The sequence below is a fragment of the Alistipes shahii WAL 8301 genome (assembly GCF_025145845.1).
GTDB classification, from domain to species: Bacteria; Bacteroidota; Bacteroidia; order Bacteroidales; family Rikenellaceae; genus Alistipes; species Alistipes shahii.
Window position 1 is genome coordinate 1834410 of the sequence record NZ_CP102253.1, and the last position, 18100, is coordinate 1852509.

At 62.1% G+C, this 18100-nt stretch carries 18 protein-coding genes; 9 read left to right on the forward strand and 9 right to left on the reverse strand.

The features are described from left to right. Positions 1-109: 109 nt before the first annotated feature. A complete protein-coding gene (gene xerD / locus NQ492_RS07960) occupies positions 110-1006 on the reverse strand; it encodes a site-specific tyrosine recombinase XerD (protein ID WP_022061082.1) in 897 nt (298 codons plus the stop codon). Between the two features lie 68 nt (positions 1007-1074). Between xerD and prmA the strand changes: the two genes are divergently transcribed. From prmA to NQ492_RS07985, 5 genes are all read left to right on the forward strand, one after another. After that, complete coding sequence (gene prmA / locus NQ492_RS07965) at positions 1075-1905, forward strand: 50S ribosomal protein L11 methyltransferase (RefSeq protein WP_149886966.1); 831 nt, start codon at positions 1075-1077, stop codon at positions 1903-1905. A 133-nt stretch (positions 1906-2038) separates the two neighbouring features. Continuing rightward, positions 2039-2764, forward strand: a complete 726-nt coding sequence (recO, locus tag NQ492_RS07970) for a DNA repair protein RecO (RefSeq protein WP_022061080.1) — start codon at positions 2039-2041, stop codon at positions 2762-2764. A 33-nt stretch (positions 2765-2797) separates the two neighbouring features. Continuing rightward, the gene (locus NQ492_RS07975) at positions 2798-3172 is read left to right on the forward strand and encodes a hypothetical protein (RefSeq protein WP_022061079.1); all 375 of its coding nucleotides are present in this window, start codon (positions 2798-2800) and stop codon (positions 3170-3172) included. Between the two features lie 119 nt (positions 3173-3291). Further along, positions 3292-4359 carry a porin gene (locus NQ492_RS07980; protein ID WP_022061078.1) on the forward strand — a complete coding sequence of 356 codons (1068 nt, stop codon included), beginning with the start codon at positions 3292-3294 and terminating at the stop codon, positions 4357-4359. Between the two features lie 10 nt (positions 4360-4369). Next, on the forward strand, positions 4370-5647 hold the full coding sequence (locus NQ492_RS07985) for a YeiH family protein (RefSeq protein WP_015546833.1): 1278 nt from the start codon (positions 4370-4372) through the stop codon (positions 5645-5647). Positions 5648-5741: 94 nt separating this feature from the next. Here the strand turns inward: NQ492_RS07985 and NQ492_RS07990 are convergent, their stop codons facing one another. From NQ492_RS07990 to tgt, 6 genes are all read right to left on the reverse strand, one after another. Next, positions 5742-7550 (reverse strand): YgiQ family radical SAM protein, encoded by a 1809-nt coding sequence (locus tag NQ492_RS07990; protein WP_044054223.1) that lies wholly within the window; start codon positions 7548-7550, stop codon positions 5742-5744. Positions 7551-7690: 140 nt separating this feature from the next. Continuing rightward, positions 7691-8776 carry an RluA family pseudouridine synthase gene (locus NQ492_RS07995; RefSeq protein ID WP_015546832.1) on the reverse strand — a complete coding sequence of 362 codons (1086 nt, stop codon included), beginning with the start codon at positions 8774-8776 and terminating at the stop codon, positions 7691-7693. Further along, positions 8776-9732 (reverse strand): PASTA domain-containing protein, encoded by a 957-nt coding sequence (locus NQ492_RS08000; RefSeq protein WP_015546831.1) that lies wholly within the window; start codon positions 9730-9732, stop codon positions 8776-8778. Before NQ492_RS08000 ends, NQ492_RS07995 begins: the two co-directional genes overlap by 1 nt. Positions 9733-9742: 10 nt before the next feature. Then, entirely contained in the window at positions 9743-10846 is a 1104-nt protein-coding gene (locus NQ492_RS08005) for an LptF/LptG family permease (RefSeq protein ID WP_015546830.1), read from the reverse strand. A gap of 11 nt (positions 10847-10857) precedes the next feature. Continuing rightward, complete coding sequence (locus NQ492_RS08010; protein WP_015546829.1) at positions 10858-11730, reverse strand: hypothetical protein; 873 nt, start codon at positions 11728-11730, stop codon at positions 10858-10860. A 36-nt stretch (positions 11731-11766) separates the two neighbouring features. Further along, positions 11767-12897, reverse strand: coding sequence for a tRNA guanosine(34) transglycosylase Tgt (gene tgt, locus NQ492_RS08015; protein ID WP_015546828.1), 1131 nt, complete (start codon positions 12895-12897; stop codon positions 11767-11769). A gap of 59 nt (positions 12898-12956) precedes the next feature. Between tgt and NQ492_RS08020 the strand changes: the two genes are divergently transcribed. From NQ492_RS08020 to rsmG, 3 genes are read left to right on the forward strand one after another with little or no spacing between them, the layout of a single operon-like run. Continuing rightward, a complete protein-coding gene (locus NQ492_RS08020) occupies positions 12957-14111 on the forward strand; it encodes a glycosyltransferase family 2 protein (protein ID WP_015546827.1) in 1155 nt (384 codons plus the stop codon). Beyond that, a complete protein-coding gene (locus NQ492_RS08025) occupies positions 14102-14665 on the forward strand; it encodes an RNA polymerase sigma factor (RefSeq protein ID WP_015546826.1) in 564 nt (187 codons plus the stop codon). The genes NQ492_RS08020 and NQ492_RS08025 overlap by 10 nt, the downstream gene beginning before the upstream one ends. Positions 14666-14697: 32 nt before the next feature. Then, the gene (rsmG, locus tag NQ492_RS08030; RefSeq protein ID WP_044054221.1) at positions 14698-15318 is read left to right on the forward strand and encodes a 16S rRNA (guanine(527)-N(7))-methyltransferase RsmG; all 621 of its coding nucleotides are present in this window, start codon (positions 14698-14700) and stop codon (positions 15316-15318) included. 109 nt (positions 15319-15427) lie between these two features. Here rsmG and NQ492_RS08035 read toward each other — a convergent pair whose 3' ends face one another. Together NQ492_RS08035 and rlmN are read right to left on the reverse strand one after the other, a co-directional pair. Continuing rightward, positions 15428-15856: a thioredoxin family protein gene (locus tag NQ492_RS08035; protein WP_015546825.1), complete on the reverse strand. Its 429-nt coding sequence runs from the start codon at positions 15854-15856 to the stop codon at positions 15428-15430. A 110-nt stretch (positions 15857-15966) separates the two neighbouring features. Continuing rightward, on the reverse strand, positions 15967-16995 hold the full coding sequence (gene rlmN, locus NQ492_RS08040; protein ID WP_015546824.1) for a 23S rRNA (adenine(2503)-C(2))-methyltransferase RlmN: 1029 nt from the start codon (positions 16993-16995) through the stop codon (positions 15967-15969). Between the two features lie 157 nt (positions 16996-17152). On the opposite strand from rlmN, the gene NQ492_RS08045 reads away from it, so the two are divergent. Beyond that, positions 17153-17836: an energy transducer TonB gene (locus NQ492_RS08045; RefSeq protein ID WP_015546823.1), complete on the forward strand. Its 684-nt coding sequence runs from the start codon at positions 17153-17155 to the stop codon at positions 17834-17836. Positions 17837-18100 lie beyond the last annotated feature (264 nt).

Sequence of the window (18100 nt, forward strand, 5' to 3'; positions counted from 1 at the left end):
CGTACGCCGTCCTCCTCCCTGAAGGAGAAACGGGGCGGGTTCGGATGGGCGAACAGGGCCGGAGGCCGTGGGAGCGGCGGCCGGCGGTCCGATTTTTCGACTTCCGGGGTTATATCGGTAAATGCTCCTCGACCGTGCGCCGCAGGTGCTCGCGATCGAGGTGGGTGTAGATTTCGGTCGTGAGGATGCTTTCGTGCCCCAGCATCTCCTGCACCTGACGGATCGAGGCGCCGCCTTCCAGCAGGTGCGTCGCGAACGAGTGGCGGAAGGTGTGGGGGCTGATGCGCTTTTCGATCCCGGCCCGACGGGCGGCCTGCTTGAGGACCGTGAAGACCATCACCCGCGTAAGCTGTCCCCCGCGGTTGTTCAGGAAGACGATCTCCTCACCCGTCCGGACGCTCCGCCGCTCTTCGAGGTAGCGCTGGATGCGGTCGCGGGCCGTTGAACTGACCGGCACGATCCGCTGTTTGTCGCCTTTGCCGATCACGCGGATGTACCCTTCGCCGAAAAAGAGGTCCTGCATGCGCAGCGACGTGAGTTCCGAGACCCGCAGTCCGCACGAATAGAGCACTTCGAGCATGGCGCAGTCGCGCAGCCCCTTCACGGTCGAGGTGTCCACGGCGGCGATGATGCGGTCGATCTCGGCGGTGGTCAGCACGTCGGGCAGCTGGCGGCCGAATTTGGGCGTCAGGACGAACTCCGCGGGCGACGATTCGATCTTGTCCGAGATCATCAGGAAGTTGAAGAAACTCTTGATGCCGCTCAACGCCCGGGCCTGCGAGGTCTTCTCGCGTCCCCGCTCGTAGAGCCACGCCATGTAGCGTTCGACCATCTGCGGTTCGACCTTGTGGGGCGCGACGTCCCACTGGCGCAGGATGAAGTGCGCGAACTGCATGTAGTCGCGCATGTACGATTCGACGGTGTTTTCCGAGAGCCGTTTCTCCAGTTTTATATAGCTACGGTAACGGCGGCCGGTTTCGTCCCACTTTTTTGTATTTTCTGCCATCTTTTGGTCCGCTGAATCCGGGATTATTGTAACTTTGTCCGAACGAAGGTACGAAAATTTTACATAATATGGATTATACGGTTCTCCATATCGCGGTCTCCGACGACGAACAGGCTGAAATCCTGACCGCCGAACTGGCCGATTTTCCGTTCGAGAGTTTCGAAACCGAAGGCGGTCTGCTGAAAGCCTATATTCCGGCCGTGCGGCTCTCCGGCTGCAAGACCGATGTCGACGCCCTGCTGGCGCGCCGCGGGGTCGAAGGGCGTTATGCCGTCATCCCGACCCAAAACTGGAACGCCTCCTGGGAGAGCGATTTCCCGCCGGTCGACGTCGAAGGCCGCCTGCGCATCCGCGCCCCGTTCCACGATCCGGCTCCTGCGGGGGAGATGGAAGCGGTCGTGCTGCCCCGGATGTCGTTCGGTACGGGTCATCACGCCACCACGTGGCTCATGTCGCGCGCGGTGCTCGGCCTCGGAGTTGCGGGCCGCACGGGACTCGACATGGGCAGCGGCACGGGCGTGCTGGCGATCGTCGCCGCCAAATGCGGCGCGGCGCACGTCGACGCTGTGGACATCGACGACTGGGCGGACGAAAACTGCCGTGAAAATGTCGCCGCGAACGGTGTCGCGGACCGGGTCGAACCGATGCTGGGCGACGTAGGGCGGATTGCCGGGCGGCGCTACGACTTCATTCTGGCCAATATCAACCGCAACGTTCTCGTGGCCGACATGCCGGCCTATGCCGCGGCGCTGGTCCCGGGCGGCGACCTGGTGATGAGCGGATTCCTCGAAGCGGACACTGCGGCCGTCACCCAAGCCGCTGCGGAACAGGGCATGGAGACCGTCGCGGCCGAAACCCGCGAGGGCTGGATGATGATACGTGTTAAAAAGAAGAAGTAATCCCGGTCGCATGCGATAAGTCCCCGCCGAGGCGGGGATTTAGGGGTGGGTCAGACTTGTAAACGCGGCGTTCCGCCGCGGGAACAGCGGTCCGATCCGGAAAGCGTTCAGGAAAAGAGATTAATTCTGTGATTTGAAAACCTACAAGGGCCGCGGCATCGTGCTGCATACGCTCAAATACGGCGACACGTCGATGGTCGCCTACCTGCTGACCGATGTCGGAGGCCGCCGCAGCTACATGGTGCAGGGGGTCCGCAGCCGCAGCGGCCGGGGTTCGAAGCTGGCGCTGTTCCAGCCGATGTTCCCCGTCGAGTTCGAGGGGCTGGAATCCCCGCGGCAGCAGATGGACCGCTTCAAGGAGGTGCGCGCGGGGTTCGTGCTGCAAAGCCTTCCGTTCGATGTCCGGAAATCGACCATGGCGCTGTTTATGGCCGAGGTTTTGTACCGCCTCGTCCGGGAGAGCGAGCCGAACCGGCCGCTTTTCGATTTCGTGTGGGGTTCGGCCGAGGCGTTGGACGCCATGGACGAAGGGGTGCCGAATTTCCACCTCTGGTTCCTGGCCAACCTGAGCCGTCTGCTGGGTTTCCGTCCCGGCAACGACTATACGCCGGGGGCGTGGTTCGACATCCGCGAGGGACTGTACAGCGTCGTGCGGCCTGCGCACCCGGGAGTGATGACGCAGGAGTGCGCCTCGTTGCTCGACCGGATGCTCTCCTGCGACGTGCGGCGTCTGGGCGACGTGGGGCTGAACCGCGACCGGCGGTCGGAGTTCCTCAACGCCATGCTGGCCTATTTCGGCTACCACCTCGACGCCATCAGCGCCGTGCAGTCGGTGCGCATACTAAAAGAGGTGTTTTAACGTTAAATTCTAAAGATACAAGGGAAGAAGATTATGAGAAAGATGTTGCTTGCGGCCGCAGCGCTCGCCGTAGCGCTCGCCGCCTCGGCCCAGGAGCCGAAATTCGATTTCAGGCGCGACTCGACCCGTACTTCGGGCTTCACGCTTCCCGATTCGCTGGCGCACATGTCGCCGTGGAAACCCGACTACAAGACGATGGCCCCGGTCAGGACCAAACCCACGGTGTCGATGACTTCGGTGGTGGTGATCCAGAAGGAGAACCTCCCCTCGCGCATCACCGTCATCGACAACAATACGCTGCGTCTGGGTCAGCATTTCAACCTCTCGAACGGTCAGGCCTGGAACTGGAGTCCTTTCCCCGACGCATTCCTCGACGCACGTACGCTTTCGTTCCCCATGCCGCGGTAACGCCGTCGCAGGGCGTGTTGACGGAAAAAGGCCGGATTCGTCCGGCTTTTTAGGTATTTACGCGTATTGATCCGCAGCGATGAAATTCCGAATTTTGCATCCGGAAAGAATCACTGCCAATGAAACCGATTATTATACTGTTGTTGTCGCTGCTCCCGTTCGGGGCATTCGCCGGGGAACCGGCTCCCGCGTCCGCGGCGGGCGAACCCACCGTCGCCGAGCTTTCGGCCCAGCTCGAAGCGCTCAAAGCCAGGACTTCGACCTGGGATAAGATTGCAGCCCGCCTGCCCCGGATCTCGGGCTACGTGCAGACCGGCTACGAGTGGTCGGAAACCTCCTCGACCTTCTTCATCAAGCGCGTGCGCCTGAACCTTGCGGGCGACATCGCCGAAAAACTCGACTACCGGGTGCAGATCGAGTTCTGCGGCCCGAAAATCGTCGACGCCTACATCCGCTACCGGCCTTTCGAACAGCTGAATTTCCAGCTGGGAGAGTACAAACTGCCCTTTTCGATCGAGAATACCGACTACGTGCCCCTCAAGTACGAGTTCATCGAATACCCGCTGTCGCTGCGCCGGCTGATGGGCTTCAACGACGTGTGCGGACTCTCGGCCACGGGCCGCGACATGGGCGCCATGCTCTACGGCGGGTTCTTCAATCGCAAAGGGTACAGTGTTCTGGGCTACAACTTCGGCGTGTTCAACGGCGAAGGGCTGAACGTCAAGGACAAGAACAAATCGAAGGACCTTGTGGCGCGGCTGACGCTGCGTCCCGTCCGGGGATTGCAGATCGCCGGTTCCTACTATTGGGGCGAGTATGGCTCCGACTACCTCAAGCGCGTCCGCTACGGTGCGGGCGCCTGCTACGACGAGGGACCGTTGGTCGTGCGCGCCGAGTGGATTTGCGGCACGACGGGGCTTCCCGCGGGCGGCGAACTCGACAGCGACGGCTGGTACGCCGTCGGCGGGTGGCGCGTGACGCCGTCGCTGATGTCCGTGGTGCGCTACGATACGTTCCTCGAAAACTCCTCGGAGAGCGCCTCGCGCCAGACCAACTACACGGCGGGCGTCGTGTGGCAGCCCGTGAAATACCTGCGCTGCCAGCTCAACTACACCTACGAAGATTATGCGTCCCGCGCCGCCGCCAACCGCAATGTGGTGTCGCTGATGCTCTCCGGAATTTTTTAATTGAATTGCCATGAAAAACTTTTTCGAAAAACTCCGCGTCGAGGACTGGGTGGTGGTCTGGGTCTCGATCCCGCTGCTGCTGCTTGCGGCGCTCATCCCCGCCGACCTGCCGAGCGTGCCCGCGACCCTCGTGGGCGAAGTGGCGTGGTATAACATCGGCCTGCTGTTCGCCATCGTGCTGGTGGTGCTCTACGTCGGCTGCCTGCTGCTGCGGCGTCCCCTCAAGGGGTTGCTGCCGTCGCTGGTCGTGGTCTTCGCCGTTTCGCTGCTGGCGCAGGTCGTGGCCAAAATCCCGGCCGTCTCCTACTACGGCTTCGAGTCGGTCTTCTTCTCGGTGCTGTTCGGCCTGGTGATCCGCAACGTGTGGCGCGTCCCCGCGTGGATGAAGCCCGCCATTCAGGGCGAGTTCTTCATCAAGATCGGCGTGGTGTGCCTCGGCGCCACGATCCTTTTCAGCGACGTGATGAAATCGGGGGTCTTCGGACTCGTGCAGGCCTGCCTCGTGGTGGCCGTCGTGTGGTTTTTCGCCTTCCGCTTCTCGCGCCGCATGAAGGTCGACGAGCGTTCGGCGATGATTCTTGCGAGCGGGCTCTCGATCTGCGGCGTCTCGGCTTCGATCACCGCGGCGCGCGTGGTCGGCGGCGACGACCGGAAACTTTCGTATATCGTTTCGCTGGTGCTGATCGTCGTCGTGCCGATGATCTACCTCATGCCGTGGCTGGCGAACCTGATCCTGCCGCACCTGTTCGCTCCCGAAGTGGCCGAGGAGGTCGCCGGGGCGTGGATCGGCGGCACGATCGACACCACGTCGGGCGTCGCCGCGTCGAGCATGATCGTCGGCGAGGTCGCCAACCAGCACGCCGTGATCATCAAGGCGGCGCAGAACGTGCTGATCGGCGTGGTGGCGTTCTTCATTGCGCTTTACCTCTCGACCCGCGGCGAGAAGGGCGGGCAGGCTCCCTCGCTGGGCATCGTGTGGGAGAAGTTCCCCAAGTTCATCCTCGGGTTCGTCGCCGCGTCGCTCGTCTTCAGCCTCTGCCAGTCGAACGGTCTCTTTACGTTGGGCGCCAAGGGCAAACTGCTCGAACCGGGCGTGGCGAAGATGTTCTCGACGGTCTTTTTCTCGCTGGCCTTCGTCTGCATCGGTCTCGACACGCGTCTCAAGGACATCGTCTCGAAGGAGAACCGCAACGTCCTGCGGTCGTTTCTCGTGGCGCAGACATTCAATATCGTCGTGACGTTCGTGATCGCTTGCCTGCTCTTCGGCCTGCTAAAGCCGGCGCTTTAAGGACGCGCTTTCAGGGGCGGTGGCAGGGCGGCCCTTTCCCGGTCCGGCTCTGCACGGCTCCCGGTCCGGTCACGAAAAAAGGCTGACGAAACCGTCAGCCTTTTTTCGTGAATTTCCGTCCCGGCCGGAATCCCGGGCCGCTCTTTCCGCGGGTCTCTTTCCCGCGTGCGGGATGGCCTGCGCCCGGTTGCCCCATGGCCGGCTTTTCGCCGAAGAAATACGCCTTTTGCCGCCGCTTCTCGTCCTGCGAGCGGGCGACATAGACTTTCTCGTGCGTGTAGGGGTTTTCTCCCGTGTAGAACATCACCGACGAGAGGGTCATCGGCGTGGGCGTGAGGTCCTGCACCTGCTCCAGATTGAAATGCAGCTTTCCCAACACCTTTCCGGCCAGCGACTGCATGTCCCGCTCGGTGCATCCCGGGTGCGAGGAGATGAAGTAAGGGATCAGCTGATAGGGCAGATGTTCCTGACTGCAAATGCGATGGAAGTCGGCGGTCAGCCGCTCGAAGAGCGCGAACGGCGGTTTGCGCATCAGGTGCAGCACGTTGTCCTCGGTGTGTTCGGGCGCCACTTTAAGCCGTCCCGAGGTGTGATGCTTCAGCACAGTCTCCAGATAGGGCGAGCGGTCGAACAGGTCGTAGCGGATGCCGCTGCCGATAAAGGCCTTCTTGACGCCCTTGACGGCCCGGATTTTTTCATACAGGGCCAACAGCGGCCGGTGGTCGTTGTCGAGATTGGGGCACATCTTCGGGTGGAGGCACGACGCCCGGCGGCACTTGCGGCACAGCTCCCTGTCGCGGCCGCCCATGCGGTACATGTTGGCCGAGGGTGCGCCGACATCCGAGAGATAGCCCTTGAAACCGGGCGATTTCACCACATGCTCCACTTCGGCGAGGATCGACCGCTCGCTGCGCGAATTGATGAACTTGCCCTGATGCGCCGAAATGGTGCAGAACGAGCAGCCGCCGAAGCAGCCGCGGTGGATGTTGACCGAATGGCGGATCATCTCCCAGGCCGGAATGTCGCCCTTGCCCGCGTAACGCGGATGCGGGGCGCGCTCGTAGGGGAGATCGAACGAGTGGTCGAGTTCCTCGGTCGTGAGCGTCGTGTTGGCGGGCGTCACGACCACGCACCGGTCGCCGACAGCCTCCACGAGTGTCGCAGTGGGTTCCATCAGGTTGCTCTGGGTCTCGATGACGGTGAAGTTCTCGCCGAAGGCGGTCTTGTCGGCCAGACACTCCTCGTAGCTGCGGAGGCGGATCGTCGCGGCGGGGTCGAGCCGCGCGACGTAGCTTTCGTCGGAGAGGAACGCCACCTGCCGGATTTTGCGCAGCAGTTTGGCGTTATAGCCGTTGCGCATCGCCCGGGCCACCTGCTGCACGACCCGTTCGCCCATGCCGTAGATCAGCAGGTCGGCGCCCGATTCGGCCAGGATGGAGGGTTTCAGCGCGTCGCTCCAGTAGTCGTAGTGGGTCAGGCGGCGCAGCGAGGCTTCGATGCCCCCGATGACCACCGGAACGTGGGGGTAGAGGCGCTTGAGGATCTGCGAATAGACCGTCACGGCACGATCGGGGCGGAATCCCGCCTTGCCGCCGGGCGTGTAGGCGTCGTCGTGGCGCAGGCGGAGGTTGGCGGTGTAATGGTTGACCATCGAGTCCATCGAGCCGCCCGAAATGCCGAAAAACAGGCGCGGAGCGCCCAGTTTGCGGAAGTCGCGCAGGTCGTCGCGCCAGTTGGGCTGGGGAACGATCGCCACGCGGTAGCCCTCGGCTTCGAGCAGGCGTCCCACGACGGCCGCCCCGAAAGCCGGGTGGTCGATGTAGGCGTCGCCCGAGAAGAGGATCACGTCCAACTGATCCCATCCGCGTTCGCGGACCTCCTTGATGGTCGTAGGTAAAAACAAGATCGTGCGTTATTTGTTTTGTTTCGGTTGCATTTCTTGCAACCGGTGTTGTTCGCGGCTCTGCCGCGTTTGCAAGTCTGACCCCACCCCAAACCCCTCCCTCGGGAGGGGCTTGTCGCATCGCGACCGGAATGCGGCGATTAATTTTCTTTGGTTTCTTTTGCCGCTGAAGTGTAAATATTCCATTTTGTCAGCAGGGACTGGAAATCGGCCGGAAGCGGGCTTTCGAACAGCACGTTTTCGTGCGTTGCGGGGTGTTCGAAGCCCAGCAGGCGGGCGTGCAGCGCGTGGCGCGGCATCACCGCGAAGCAGTTTTCGATGAACTGCCGGTATTTGGCGAAGGTCGTGCCCTTGAGGATGCGGTCGCCGCCGTAGCGTTCGTCGTTGAACAGCGGGTGCCCGATCCACGCCATGTGGACGCGGATCTGGTGGGTGCGCCCCGTTTCGAGACGGCACTCCACGAGGGTTACGTAACCATAGCGTTTCAGCACCTTCCAGTGCGTCACGGCGTGCTTGCCGTCGGACCCGTCGGCGAAGACGAACATCTTCTGCCGATCCTTGGGACTGCGGCCGATGTTGCCCGTGATGGTCCCCTCGTCCTCGTCGAAATTGCCCCACACCAGAGCCACGTAGCGGCGCTGGATCGTGTGGTCGAAGAACTGTTTGGCCAGCCGCGCGTGGGTCTGCTCGTCCTTGGCGATCACCAGCAGCCCCGAGGTGTTCTTGTCGATGCGGTGCACCAGTCCCGCGCGGTTCTGTTCTTCGGCCGGGATTCCCTGCTTGTTGAGGTGGTGCATCAGCGCATTGACCAGCGTGCCGCTGTAATTGCCCACCCCCGGGTGCACGACCAGTCCGGCCGGTTTGTCCACGAGCAGCAGCCATTGGTCCTCGTAGGGGATGTCGAGCGGAATGTCCTCGGCGACGAGCTCCACCTCGCGCCGCGGGTAGGGCATCACGATCTGGATGCGGTCGAGCGGCTTGACCTTGTAGCTCGACTTGGCCGCCTTGCCGTTGACGAGGATGTTCCCGCTGTCGGCCGCCGCCTGAATGCGGTTGCGCGAGCAGTGCTCCATCCTCACGGTCAGGAACTTGTCCAGTCGCATGGGGGTCTGGCCCTTGTCGGCCGTCACCGCAAAGTGTTCGTAGAGGCCCGCTTCTTCTTCGTCCTCCGCATCTGCCGGAACGGCGTCCAGCTCCGGATCGTCGGTGGGGTGTCTGTCGGTCATCAGTCGAAAAATCCCTCGTTATTGTTTGCGGGCCGCTCCTCGGCGGGTTCCGCCGAAGCCTCCTCCAGGACCGTCCGGGCGAGCGAGTCGGCCCGCTGCTGCTCCTCGGCCCGGCGTTCCTCGGCGGCGACGGCCGCCTGCTTCTCGGCCTCGGCCCGGTAGCGGGCGAGTTTCTTCTCGTCGAGCGTCAGCCGCAGGTCGACCTTCGACCCCAGCGCTGCGCTGCGCTCGGCGCCCGGCGTCTGGATGTAGACGCGCGTGTCCTTCTGGTTGAGCAGGTTGACCCCTTCGTCGAAGTCCACGCGCCCGACGTTGAGGCCCAGTTCCCAGAGGCGGCCCTTGGCCTGCGCCAGCGGCAGCCCCACCAGCCGCGGCACGATCGTCGTGCCGTAGCCCTCTTCGACGCCCACGTAGAGCGTCACGCCGGAACCCATTTCGGCCTCCATGCGGGTCGTGGGGGTCACGGGTTTGCCTTCGCAGTACTCCTCCAGCACGTAGTTCGTGGCCATGTCGGCGCGGTAGACCAGCTCGGCGATCTCCAGTCCGGCGATTTCGAGCATGTTCTTGGCCTGCCGCAGCGAACGCCCGGCCACGTAGGGCACGGGGACCATCTTCTGACGGAAGGAGTTGATCGTGATGTAGACCGTGCGTCCGGGTTTCACCTCGACGCCCCCTTCGGGCAGCTGGTCGAGGACGATGCCCCCTTCGTAGGCGGGGACGAACAGCGAGTCGTTGATGTGCAGTTGCAGGTCGTGCTTGCGGGCGATGCGTTGAGCTTGGTCGAGCTGAACGCCCGAGAGGTCGGGCACGGTGCGCCGCGCGCCGTGGCGTGTGCCCAGTTGCATGAGGATGTGCGCGGCGACGGCCATCGCGAGGATGATCGCCGCGATCAGCGCGAGGTTCCACAGCAGCGGATGCCGCCGGAGCCGGGACAGGTAATTCTGGGGTTTCTCCATAGATCGCAGGTTATTTCGGGGCCTTCCGGTAAAGGTAGACGGCGATGCCGAGGTAAATGATATTGGGCAGCCACACGGCCAGCCCGGGCGGGAGGGTTCCGCTTTTGGCGAACTCCTCGAAGAAGCGGTTGAAAAGGATGTATGAGAAGCAGAGTCCCGTGCCGATGCCGATGTGCAGGCCGGTGCCGCCGCGGACCTTGCGCGAGGACAACGACACGCCGATCAGCGTCAGGATGAACGTCGAAAGCGGATAGGCGTAGCGCGCGTGCTTCTCGACCTCGATGAGGTTGATCGAGTCGGAGCCTTTGGCCCGCTGCTGGTCCAGGAAGGCGTTCAGCTCCGAGATGTTCATGGTCTGGATCAGGTCGTTGATCTCGCCCAGCTCGGTGGCTTCGAGGTTGATCAGCGTGTCGAGGTTGCGGAACTGCTCGAAGGTCTCCGTGCCCGCGGAGTCGAACTCCCGTTTGGTGTAGCGCGGGGCGGTCCAGCGTTTGGTCTCGGGGTTGAACTTGGCGTCCGAGGCTTCGAGCGAGTGGGTCATCGTGCCGCTTTCGTAGCGTTCCAGCACGAAGAACGAGGCCTGGCGGGCGCCGTCGTTGTAGCCGCGGATGTAGGCGAAGATGCCCGGCTCGATCTGGCGGTAGATGTGTCGGTCGTATTTGGTGTTCTGCTTGCGTTTGATGTATTGCTGCTCGAAGGCGACGATGTGCCGCTGCGAAATGGGGATCAGCCAGAGGTTGAGCGTCAGCGACAGCGAGGCGATGATCAGCGCCCCGAGGAAGTAGGGCCACATCAGCCGGCGGAACGACATGCCGCCCGAGAGCATGGCCACGATCTCGGTCTGGTAGGCCATCTTCGAGGTGAAGAAGATGCAGGCGATGAAGGTGAACAGGCCGCTGAACTGGTTGATGAAGTAGGGGATGAAGTTGAGGTAGTAGTCGAGGATGACCGATTTCAGGGGTGCGTGCAGCTCCGTGAAGTCGTCGATCTTCTCCACGTAGTCGAAGACCACCACGATCACGATGATCATGGCGATGGCGAAGAAATAGGTCGACAGGAACTTGCCCAGTATGTAACGGTCCAGAATCTTGAACCCCGGAAAACGCATTTTCATCTCTTCGGTTGTCAATATTTTTCGAATGCGATCCATTCGGTTTGGTCCGGATCGTCGATCGCAGGTCGTGCGAATCGGTACAACTCTCCGCAGCCGTGGATGACAGCTGTATCGCCTTCGAAGCGAATGAATGACCAGTAGATGCCGTCCTCATCGAAGACGCACTGGTCGGGGCTGAATTTCGAGTCGTCGATTTTCAGCGGTTCGGCGCTCTCGGCGCGGTTGTCGGGGGCCATGTAGGCGGTGTGTTCCCGCGCGTTGGCCATCATGCGGATGTTCTGCGCGAAGAGTCCGCCGCGTTCGTTGAACCGTAGGCGGGCGGCCCGGCAATAGACGAATCCCGGCTCGATGTTGAACGTATAACTGTGCCGGTTGGTACCCGCTTCGAAACTGATGCTCCCGTTTTCGCAGCGGCATCTCGTGCCCAGACTCCACTGTTGGATGCAGGAGCCGATCTCCAGCGGCGAGGCTTTCAGCATCTCGTAGGGAGCGGAGACCGCGAAGCTTTCTATCTTTTCGAGCATCCGTTCCCGGCCCTCTACCACGATGCGCAGCCGTCCGTCGGGCTGTACGGCCCCCGGGTCGGCGTACTGCCGCGCTTCTCCGGGCCTGTGGACATACTGCATGAGCACCGAGTCGGGCGTGAATACGGTTTTGCCCAACAATACGGTGTCCGTGGCATCCATGCGTTGCAGGAGGGAGGTCGTCGTGTCGCCGTTGCTCTCGAACAGCAGCGCGAAGCGTTCCGTGCGGAGCAGTTCGCAGTCCCTGTCGGCCCAAACGCCGACCGCCGAAGGTGCCGCCGCCGGTCTGTTCCCCGAACAGGAGACGCTGGCCGCCAGGGCCCACAGCCCGAACAGGATGACTTGGATCGTTCGTTTCATAATTTTCTTTACATTAGGTTGTCCGGAAAAGTCCCTTTACAGTCTTCGTGTCAGTTTTTCGACCATTCCCTCCTTCCACGCCCTGAAGTCCCCGGCGAGGATGTGCTCGCGCGCCGCCCCCACGAGCCGCAGGTAGAAGGCGATGTTGTGCAGCGAGGCGATCTCGGCAGCGAGCATCTCGCCGCAGACGCAGAGGTGGTGCAGGTAGGCCTTCGAGTAGAGCCGGTCGACGAAGGCCGTGCCCGCGGGGTCGACGGGCGAGAAGTCGTCCTCCCACTTCTTGTTGCGGATGTTGATGACGCCCTCGGCCGTGAAGAGCTGCCCGTTGCGGCCGTTGCGCGTCGGCATCACGCAGTCGAACATGTCCACCCCGCGCTCGATGCCTTCGAGGATGTTCACCGGCGTGCCTACGCCCATCAGATAACGCGGACGGTCCTCCGGCAGTATGGCGTTGACCACTTCGATCATCTCGTACATGACCTCCGTCGGTTCGCCCACGGCCAGTCCGCCGATGGCGTAACCGTCGGCGTCGTACTGCTTCACGTTCTCCGCGGCCCGGGCGCGCAGGTCCGGGTAGGTGCATCCCTGCACGATGGGGAACAGCGCCTGGTAATGGCCGTATTTGGGACTGGTCCGGTGATACTGGTTGAAACACCGGTCGAGCCACCGCTCCGTGAGGCCGAGCGACTTGGCGGCGTATTCGCGCGGGGCGTCGCCCGGGGGGCATTCGTCGAAGGCCATCATAATGTCGGCTCCGATCGTGCGCTCGGTGTCGATGACGCTTTCGGGCGTGAAGAGGTGCTTCGAGCCGTCGATGTGCGACCGGAAATGGCATCCCTCCTCTTTCAGCTTGCGGCACGCGGCCAGCGAAAAGACCTGAAAGCCGCCGCTGTCGGTGAGCATCGGGCCTTCCCAGGTCGAGAAGCGGTGCACGCCGCCGGCGCGTTCGAGGATCTCCATGCCGGGGCGCAGGTAGAGGTGATAGGTGTTTGCCAGGATGATCTGCGCGCGGGCTTCGTCGCGCACGTCGCGGTGGAAAATGCCCTTCACCGTCGCGGCCGTGCCCACGGGCATGAAGATCGGGGTGCGGATGACGCCGTGATCCGTATGCAGTTCGCCCGCGCGGGCGTGCGACGAAGGGTCTTTATGTTGCAGGGTGAATTTCATACTCATATATTCGGCAAAAATACACAAAATATTTCTATCTTTGCGCATATTTCGTCAATATGCAACTCTTCGAACAAATTCTGTCATGCTACGGCTGGGAGGGTGCGGCCCTCGCGGGGGCGACGCTCCTGATGCTCGGCGTGCAGTTGTACTACTATATTTTCGTCTACGGCCGCATTCCCGGCTACAAGAACAACCGCCGTCCGCAGACGATGGACCGCGAGCCGCCCGTGTCGGTGGTGGTACCCCTCTTTTCGGAGGACTATTCGTTCGTCGAGGAGCGCCTGCCGCTGATCCTGGCCCAGAACTACCCCGATTTCGAGGTGGTGATCGTCTACGTGGGCCACGACTCCGATTTTTACGAGGACCTCGTGCGGCTGAAACAGTCGTTTCCGCAGATCACGACCACCAAGATCCACCTCGACCCCCGTTTCCCGATTTCGCGTAAGATGGCGCTCAACGTGGGCATCAAGTCGGCCCACTACGAGTGCATGGTCTTCACCTCGACCGATGCCGTGCCGCAGACCGACCGCTGGCTGTCGCTGATGGCCAAGGGGTTCATGCGCGGCGAAATCGTTGTGGGCTACTGCGGCGTGGAGCGCGGAAAGGGCTTTTCGAACTACATGATGCGCGCCTGGCGGATGATGCACTCGGCCGACTGGATCGCCCGGGCCGTGCAGCGCCGCGCCTACCGCGGGACGCTCCACAACTACGGCTTCACCAAGAGCCTCTATTTCGGGGCCAACGGCTTCAGCCACCTCAATATGAACATCGGCGAGGACGACCTGTTCATGCAGCGGGTCATGACGCGCGACAACGTGAGCGTGATCCTCTCGCCCCGCGCCTCGCTGCGCGAAAAAATGTGGGGCGGCATGGGCTGGTGGATGAGCCAGCTGCGTTATTTCGGCTCGGCCTTCCGCTTCTATCCCCGCGCGGTGAAGACCTTCGTCCGCTGGGAGATCGGTTCGCGCGTGCTCTTTTTCGCCACGGTGGTCTGCGCCCTTGCGGTCATGCCTCCCGAGTACAAGCTCGCCGCGCTGCTGCTCGCCGTCATCCGTTATGTCGTCGTGGCGTTCGAAGTGCGCCGCATCGCGCGGCGGCTGGGCGAGGGCGGCATTGCAGGGCGTTACTTCATCTACGACCTGCTCGGCCCGCTGTGGGCCGCGGCGCTGGGGGCGATGCTGCTCCGCCGTGACAACCGCGTATGGAGATAGCCGACTATATCGTAGCCGAAGACCGTGAGCTGGTCGACCGGGTGCTCAAGGGGGACAACGACGCCTTCGAGTACCTTTTCAACCGCTACCGCGACGCCATCCACCGGTTGTTCGTGCAGCGGCTCGGCGGTGTGAACGATGCCGACGACCTGTTGCAGGAGACCTTTATCAAAGTCTACATCAACCTCCACCGGTACAGTGCGGACTACACCTTCGGGCAGTGGGTCTACACCATTGCGCGCAACACGTTCATCGACTTCGTGCGCCGCCGCCAGGACGACCTGCCGATCGACGAGCGTTTCGCCGCCCCGGCGTCGAACGCCCCGACTCCCGAGGAGAGCGTCATCAACCTCCAGCAGCGGTCGCAGATCGAGCACTATCTCGAACACCTCGCGCCCCGTTACCGGCAGCTGATCCTGATGCGCTTTTTCGAGGAGTACTCCTACGAGGAGATCGCGGCGAAGCTCTCGCTGCCGCTCGGGACCGTGAAAACCCAGATACACCGCGCCCGCGAACAGATGTGCCGGCTCATCGCCCAGGGCGACGAGCGATGAACGATTCACGATTCACAATTCATAATTCACAATTGGAGCTGATAATTAAATATTTCCCGGACTTGACCGGGCGTCAGAAGGAGCAGTTCGCGGCGTTGTACGACCTCTATGCCGACTGGAACGCGAAGATCAACGTCGTTTCGCGCAAGGATTTCGACCAGCTCTACCTGCGTCACGTGCTGCATTCGCTGGCCATCGCCAAGGTCTGCACGTTCGGCGACGGAGCGCGGATTCTCGACGTGGGGTGCGGCGGCGGATTCCCTTCGGTGCCGCTGGCGATCCTCTTTCCGGAGGCCTGTTTCACGGCTGCGGACTCCATCCGCAAGAAGATAACCGTGGTCGAAGGGGTTGCGGCGGGCCTCGGGCTTACGAACCTCACGCCCCGCTGCGTGCGGGTCGAGACCCTGACGGAGCGATTCGACTACGTCGTTTCGCGCGCCGTGACGGCCATGCCCGAATTTGTCGGCTGGATCTGGAACCGGCTCGAAAAGGGACAGAAAGGGTCGCTGCCCAACGGCATTCTCTACCTCAAGGGCGGCGACCTGGCTGAAGAACTGGCCCTAACCGGCAAACGGTGGCATATCTATGACATTCCGCGCTTCTTCGGCGAGGAGTTCTTCGAAACCAAGAAGGTGGTCTATACCCCGAGGTAGGGCTTGATTCGCAGCCTGTGTTCCGGATCTCTTTCGTGCGGGGCGGAAGCTGCTGCCGGCGGCCGTGATTGTGCGGACAAGCGTCGGGAGGGCCTTCGTTCCGAAGCCTTTAAGGCTGCTGCTTGTGCGGCTTCTGCCGGGCGATGATCGTGCGGAGGTTGTCCATGAAGGTCTCGGCGTCGGCCGCGCCCTGGATGCGTCCCAGCAGTTCGCCCCGGGTGTCGAACACGAGGTAGAGCGGAATGGCGTCGCGGCCGTATCTCTTCATCAGTTCGCGGCCCGTGGTCTTGTCCGTGTCGTATTTGGCCGCCACGAACCGCTGGTCCATGAACTCCCCGACGTCCTTGCGCGAAAAGACCTGCCTCTCCATCATCCGGCACGGGGGACACCAGCTGGCATAGAGGTCGATGAAGACCAGCTTGCCCTGCTTGATCGCCATTTCGCGCACGGCGTCCGTCGATTTGGTCTCGAACTTCACCTGCGCCTGCGCCGCGCCCGTTCCGAGTGCGAACATCAGCAAAAAAAGTAGCTTTTTCATACGAATCGAGTTTTCCGGTGATGGGTGCAAAAACCGAACCGGCCGTTTGAAAAACGGCTTTTAAGGGTAGCGGCGCAGAATTGGCCCGACAGCGCGATAAGGCCCCCCCCCTAAATCCCGCCTTTTAGGCGGGTGCTCAATAACCCGCATGCGGCCTGGATGTCCTCGCCCCGCGAGGCGCGGATCGTGGTCTGAATGCCGCGGGCGGTCAGCGCGTCGCGGAAGCGGACCATCGCCTCGTCGCCGGGCGAGAAGTAGGGCGAGTCGGGAATCCGGTGGAAGCGGATCAGGTTGATGCGGCATTTGATGCCGTTCAGCAGGCGCGTCAGTTCGCGGATGTGGCGCGGGGAGTCGTTCAGCCCGCTCATCACGATGTATTCGAACGACACCCGCCGCTGGTGGGTGAAGTCGTATTCGCGCAGGATCGCGGCGACTTCGGCGATCGGCCACGCCCGTTCGACGGGCATGATCTCCATACGCTCTTCGTGGAAGGGGTTGTGGAGGCTGACGGCCAGGTGAACCTTCGTCGCGTCGAGAAAACGCCGCAATTCGGGCACGACGCCCGCCGTGGAGAGCGTGATGCGTGTCGGCGACCAGCCGAAACCCCACTCGGCGGTGATTATCTCGAGCGCCCGCAGCACCTCGTCCGTGTTGTCGAGCGGTTCGCCCATGCCCATGAACACGAGGTTCGTGAGTTTGTCGCGCTCGGGCAGCGAAACCGCCTGGTTGAGGATTTCGGCCGCCGTGAGCGACTGCTGAAGCCCCTGCCGCCCCGTGGCGCAGAAGCGGCAGCCCATGCGGCATCCGGCCTGCGACGAGACGCAGAGCGTGGCCCGCTCCCCGTCGGGGATGTAGGCCGACTCGACGTAATGCCCTTCGAGCGTGCGGAACAGGTATTTCTTCGTGCCGTCGGCCGACTCGGTGACGCGCTCCGGGGCGCTCAACGCCGGCGAGAACCATTCGGCGAGCCGCTGGCGGTGCGCGGCGGCGATGTCGGTCATCCGCAGCGGGTCTTCCGTGTGGCGGACGTAGAGCCAGCGGGCGATCTGCCGCGCGGCGAAGCGCGGCATTCCCAGCTCGCCGCAAAGGGCTGCGAGCTGGTCGGGCGTTTTGCCGTATAACGATTCCTGATGTGTCATTCCTGCGATTCCGGGGGCTGTTTCCTGCGACAAAAGTAGGTAAAAAATGAAGATTTTTGCGTCTGTATGTTCATTTTTGAATTTTTATCCATATATTTGTGGTGCATAGCGCCCCTATGCCCGTTTTTTGCCCGAACATTAAAATTATTTGAGATAAATGGAAATTAAGAAATCACCCAAAGCGGACCTCCGGAACAAGCGGGGTCTTTTGCTCGAAATCGGTCTGGTCATTTCGCTTTGCCTCGTGATCGGGGCTTTCGCCTACACCCCGAAGGAGCGCACGATTGAAAAGATGGATTTGCAGGCTGCCATCGTCGAGGAGGAGATCGTCGAGATCACCCGCCAGGACCAGAAGCCTCCCGAGCCTCCCAAGCGTGTAGAGGTGAAGGTTATCGCCGACCTGTTGCAGGTCGTTACCAACGACACGAAGATCACCACCGAAGTGGACTTCGCCGAGTTCGACGAGAATACCGAGGTGATCCAGCAGGTCGAGGTGGCCGAAGAGACCATCGAGGACGACCAGCCGTTCCTGATCGCCGAGACCATGCCTTCGTTCCAGGGCGGAGACCTCAATACCTTCCGCAACTGGGTGCAGCAGAACGTGAAGTTCCCGCAGATCGCCCTCGAAAACGGTATCCAGGGTCGTGTGGTTCTCTCGTTCGTGATCGAGAAGGACGGCCGTCTGACCAATATTCAGGTGCTTCAGACGCCCGACCGTTCGCTCTCCGAGGAGGCCATCCGCGTACTGAACAAGTCTCCGAAGTGGAGCCCCGGCAAACAGCGTAACCAGGTGGTTCGCGTGAAGTATACCCTGCCGGTAGACTTCCGCGTACATAACTAAAGTCCGGGACGGGAATATCCGCCCGGCCGTTCGCCGGCGGATGAAAGGGCCGTGTGTCGAACGAATCGCCGAATGGAGCCCCGGGAAACGGCGGAATCAGACGGTGCATGTCAGATACGCCCTGCCGGTCGAGTTCCGCATGCAAATTAAGGCGTTACGGCTGAACTTTTTGAGGGTATCCTGCTTTCGGGCGGATACCCTTATTTGTAGCATCGTGTTTGCAGCACGTTGTCCGACCCGGCGGAAGCCGGAGTTGAAACCGGA

Coding starts and splice junctions, on each gene's coding strand:
- xerD (WP_022061082.1), bottom strand. CDS start 1,006: ATGGCAGAAAATACAAAAAAGTGGGACGAAACCGGCCGCCGTTACCGT.
- prmA (WP_149886966.1), top strand. CDS start 1,075: ATGGATTATACGGTTCTCCATATCGCGGTCTCCGACGACGAACAGGCT.
- NQ492_RS07975 (WP_022061079.1), top strand. CDS start 2,798: ATGAGAAAGATGTTGCTTGCGGCCGCAGCGCTCGCCGTAGCGCTCGCC.
- NQ492_RS07980 (WP_022061078.1), top strand. CDS start 3,292: ATGAAACCGATTATTATACTGTTGTTGTCGCTGCTCCCGTTCGGGGCA.
- NQ492_RS07985 (WP_015546833.1), top strand. CDS start 4,370: ATGAAAAACTTTTTCGAAAAACTCCGCGTCGAGGACTGGGTGGTGGTC.
- NQ492_RS07995 (WP_015546832.1), bottom strand. CDS start 8,776: ATGACCGACAGACACCCCACCGACGATCCGGAGCTGGACGCCGTTCCG.
- NQ492_RS08000 (WP_015546831.1), bottom strand. CDS start 9,732: ATGGAGAAACCCCAGAATTACCTGTCCCGGCTCCGGCGGCATCCGCTG.
- NQ492_RS08005 (WP_015546830.1), bottom strand. CDS start 10,846: ATGAAAATGCGTTTTCCGGGGTTCAAGATTCTGGACCGTTACATACTG.
- NQ492_RS08010 (WP_015546829.1), bottom strand. CDS start 11,730: ATGAAACGAACGATCCAAGTCATCCTGTTCGGGCTGTGGGCCCTGGCG.
- tgt (WP_015546828.1), bottom strand. CDS start 12,897: ATGAAATTCACCCTGCAACATAAAGACCCTTCGTCGCACGCCCGCGCG.
- NQ492_RS08020 (WP_015546827.1), top strand. CDS start 12,957: ATGCAACTCTTCGAACAAATTCTGTCATGCTACGGCTGGGAGGGTGCG.
- NQ492_RS08025 (WP_015546826.1), top strand. CDS start 14,102: ATGGAGATAGCCGACTATATCGTAGCCGAAGACCGTGAGCTGGTCGAC.
- NQ492_RS08035 (WP_015546825.1), bottom strand. CDS start 15,856: ATGAAAAAGCTACTTTTTTTGCTGATGTTCGCACTCGGAACGGGCGCG.
- rlmN (WP_015546824.1), bottom strand. CDS start 16,995: ATGACACATCAGGAATCGTTATACGGCAAAACGCCCGACCAGCTCGCA.
- NQ492_RS08045 (WP_015546823.1), top strand. CDS start 17,153: ATGGAAATTAAGAAATCACCCAAAGCGGACCTCCGGAACAAGCGGGGT.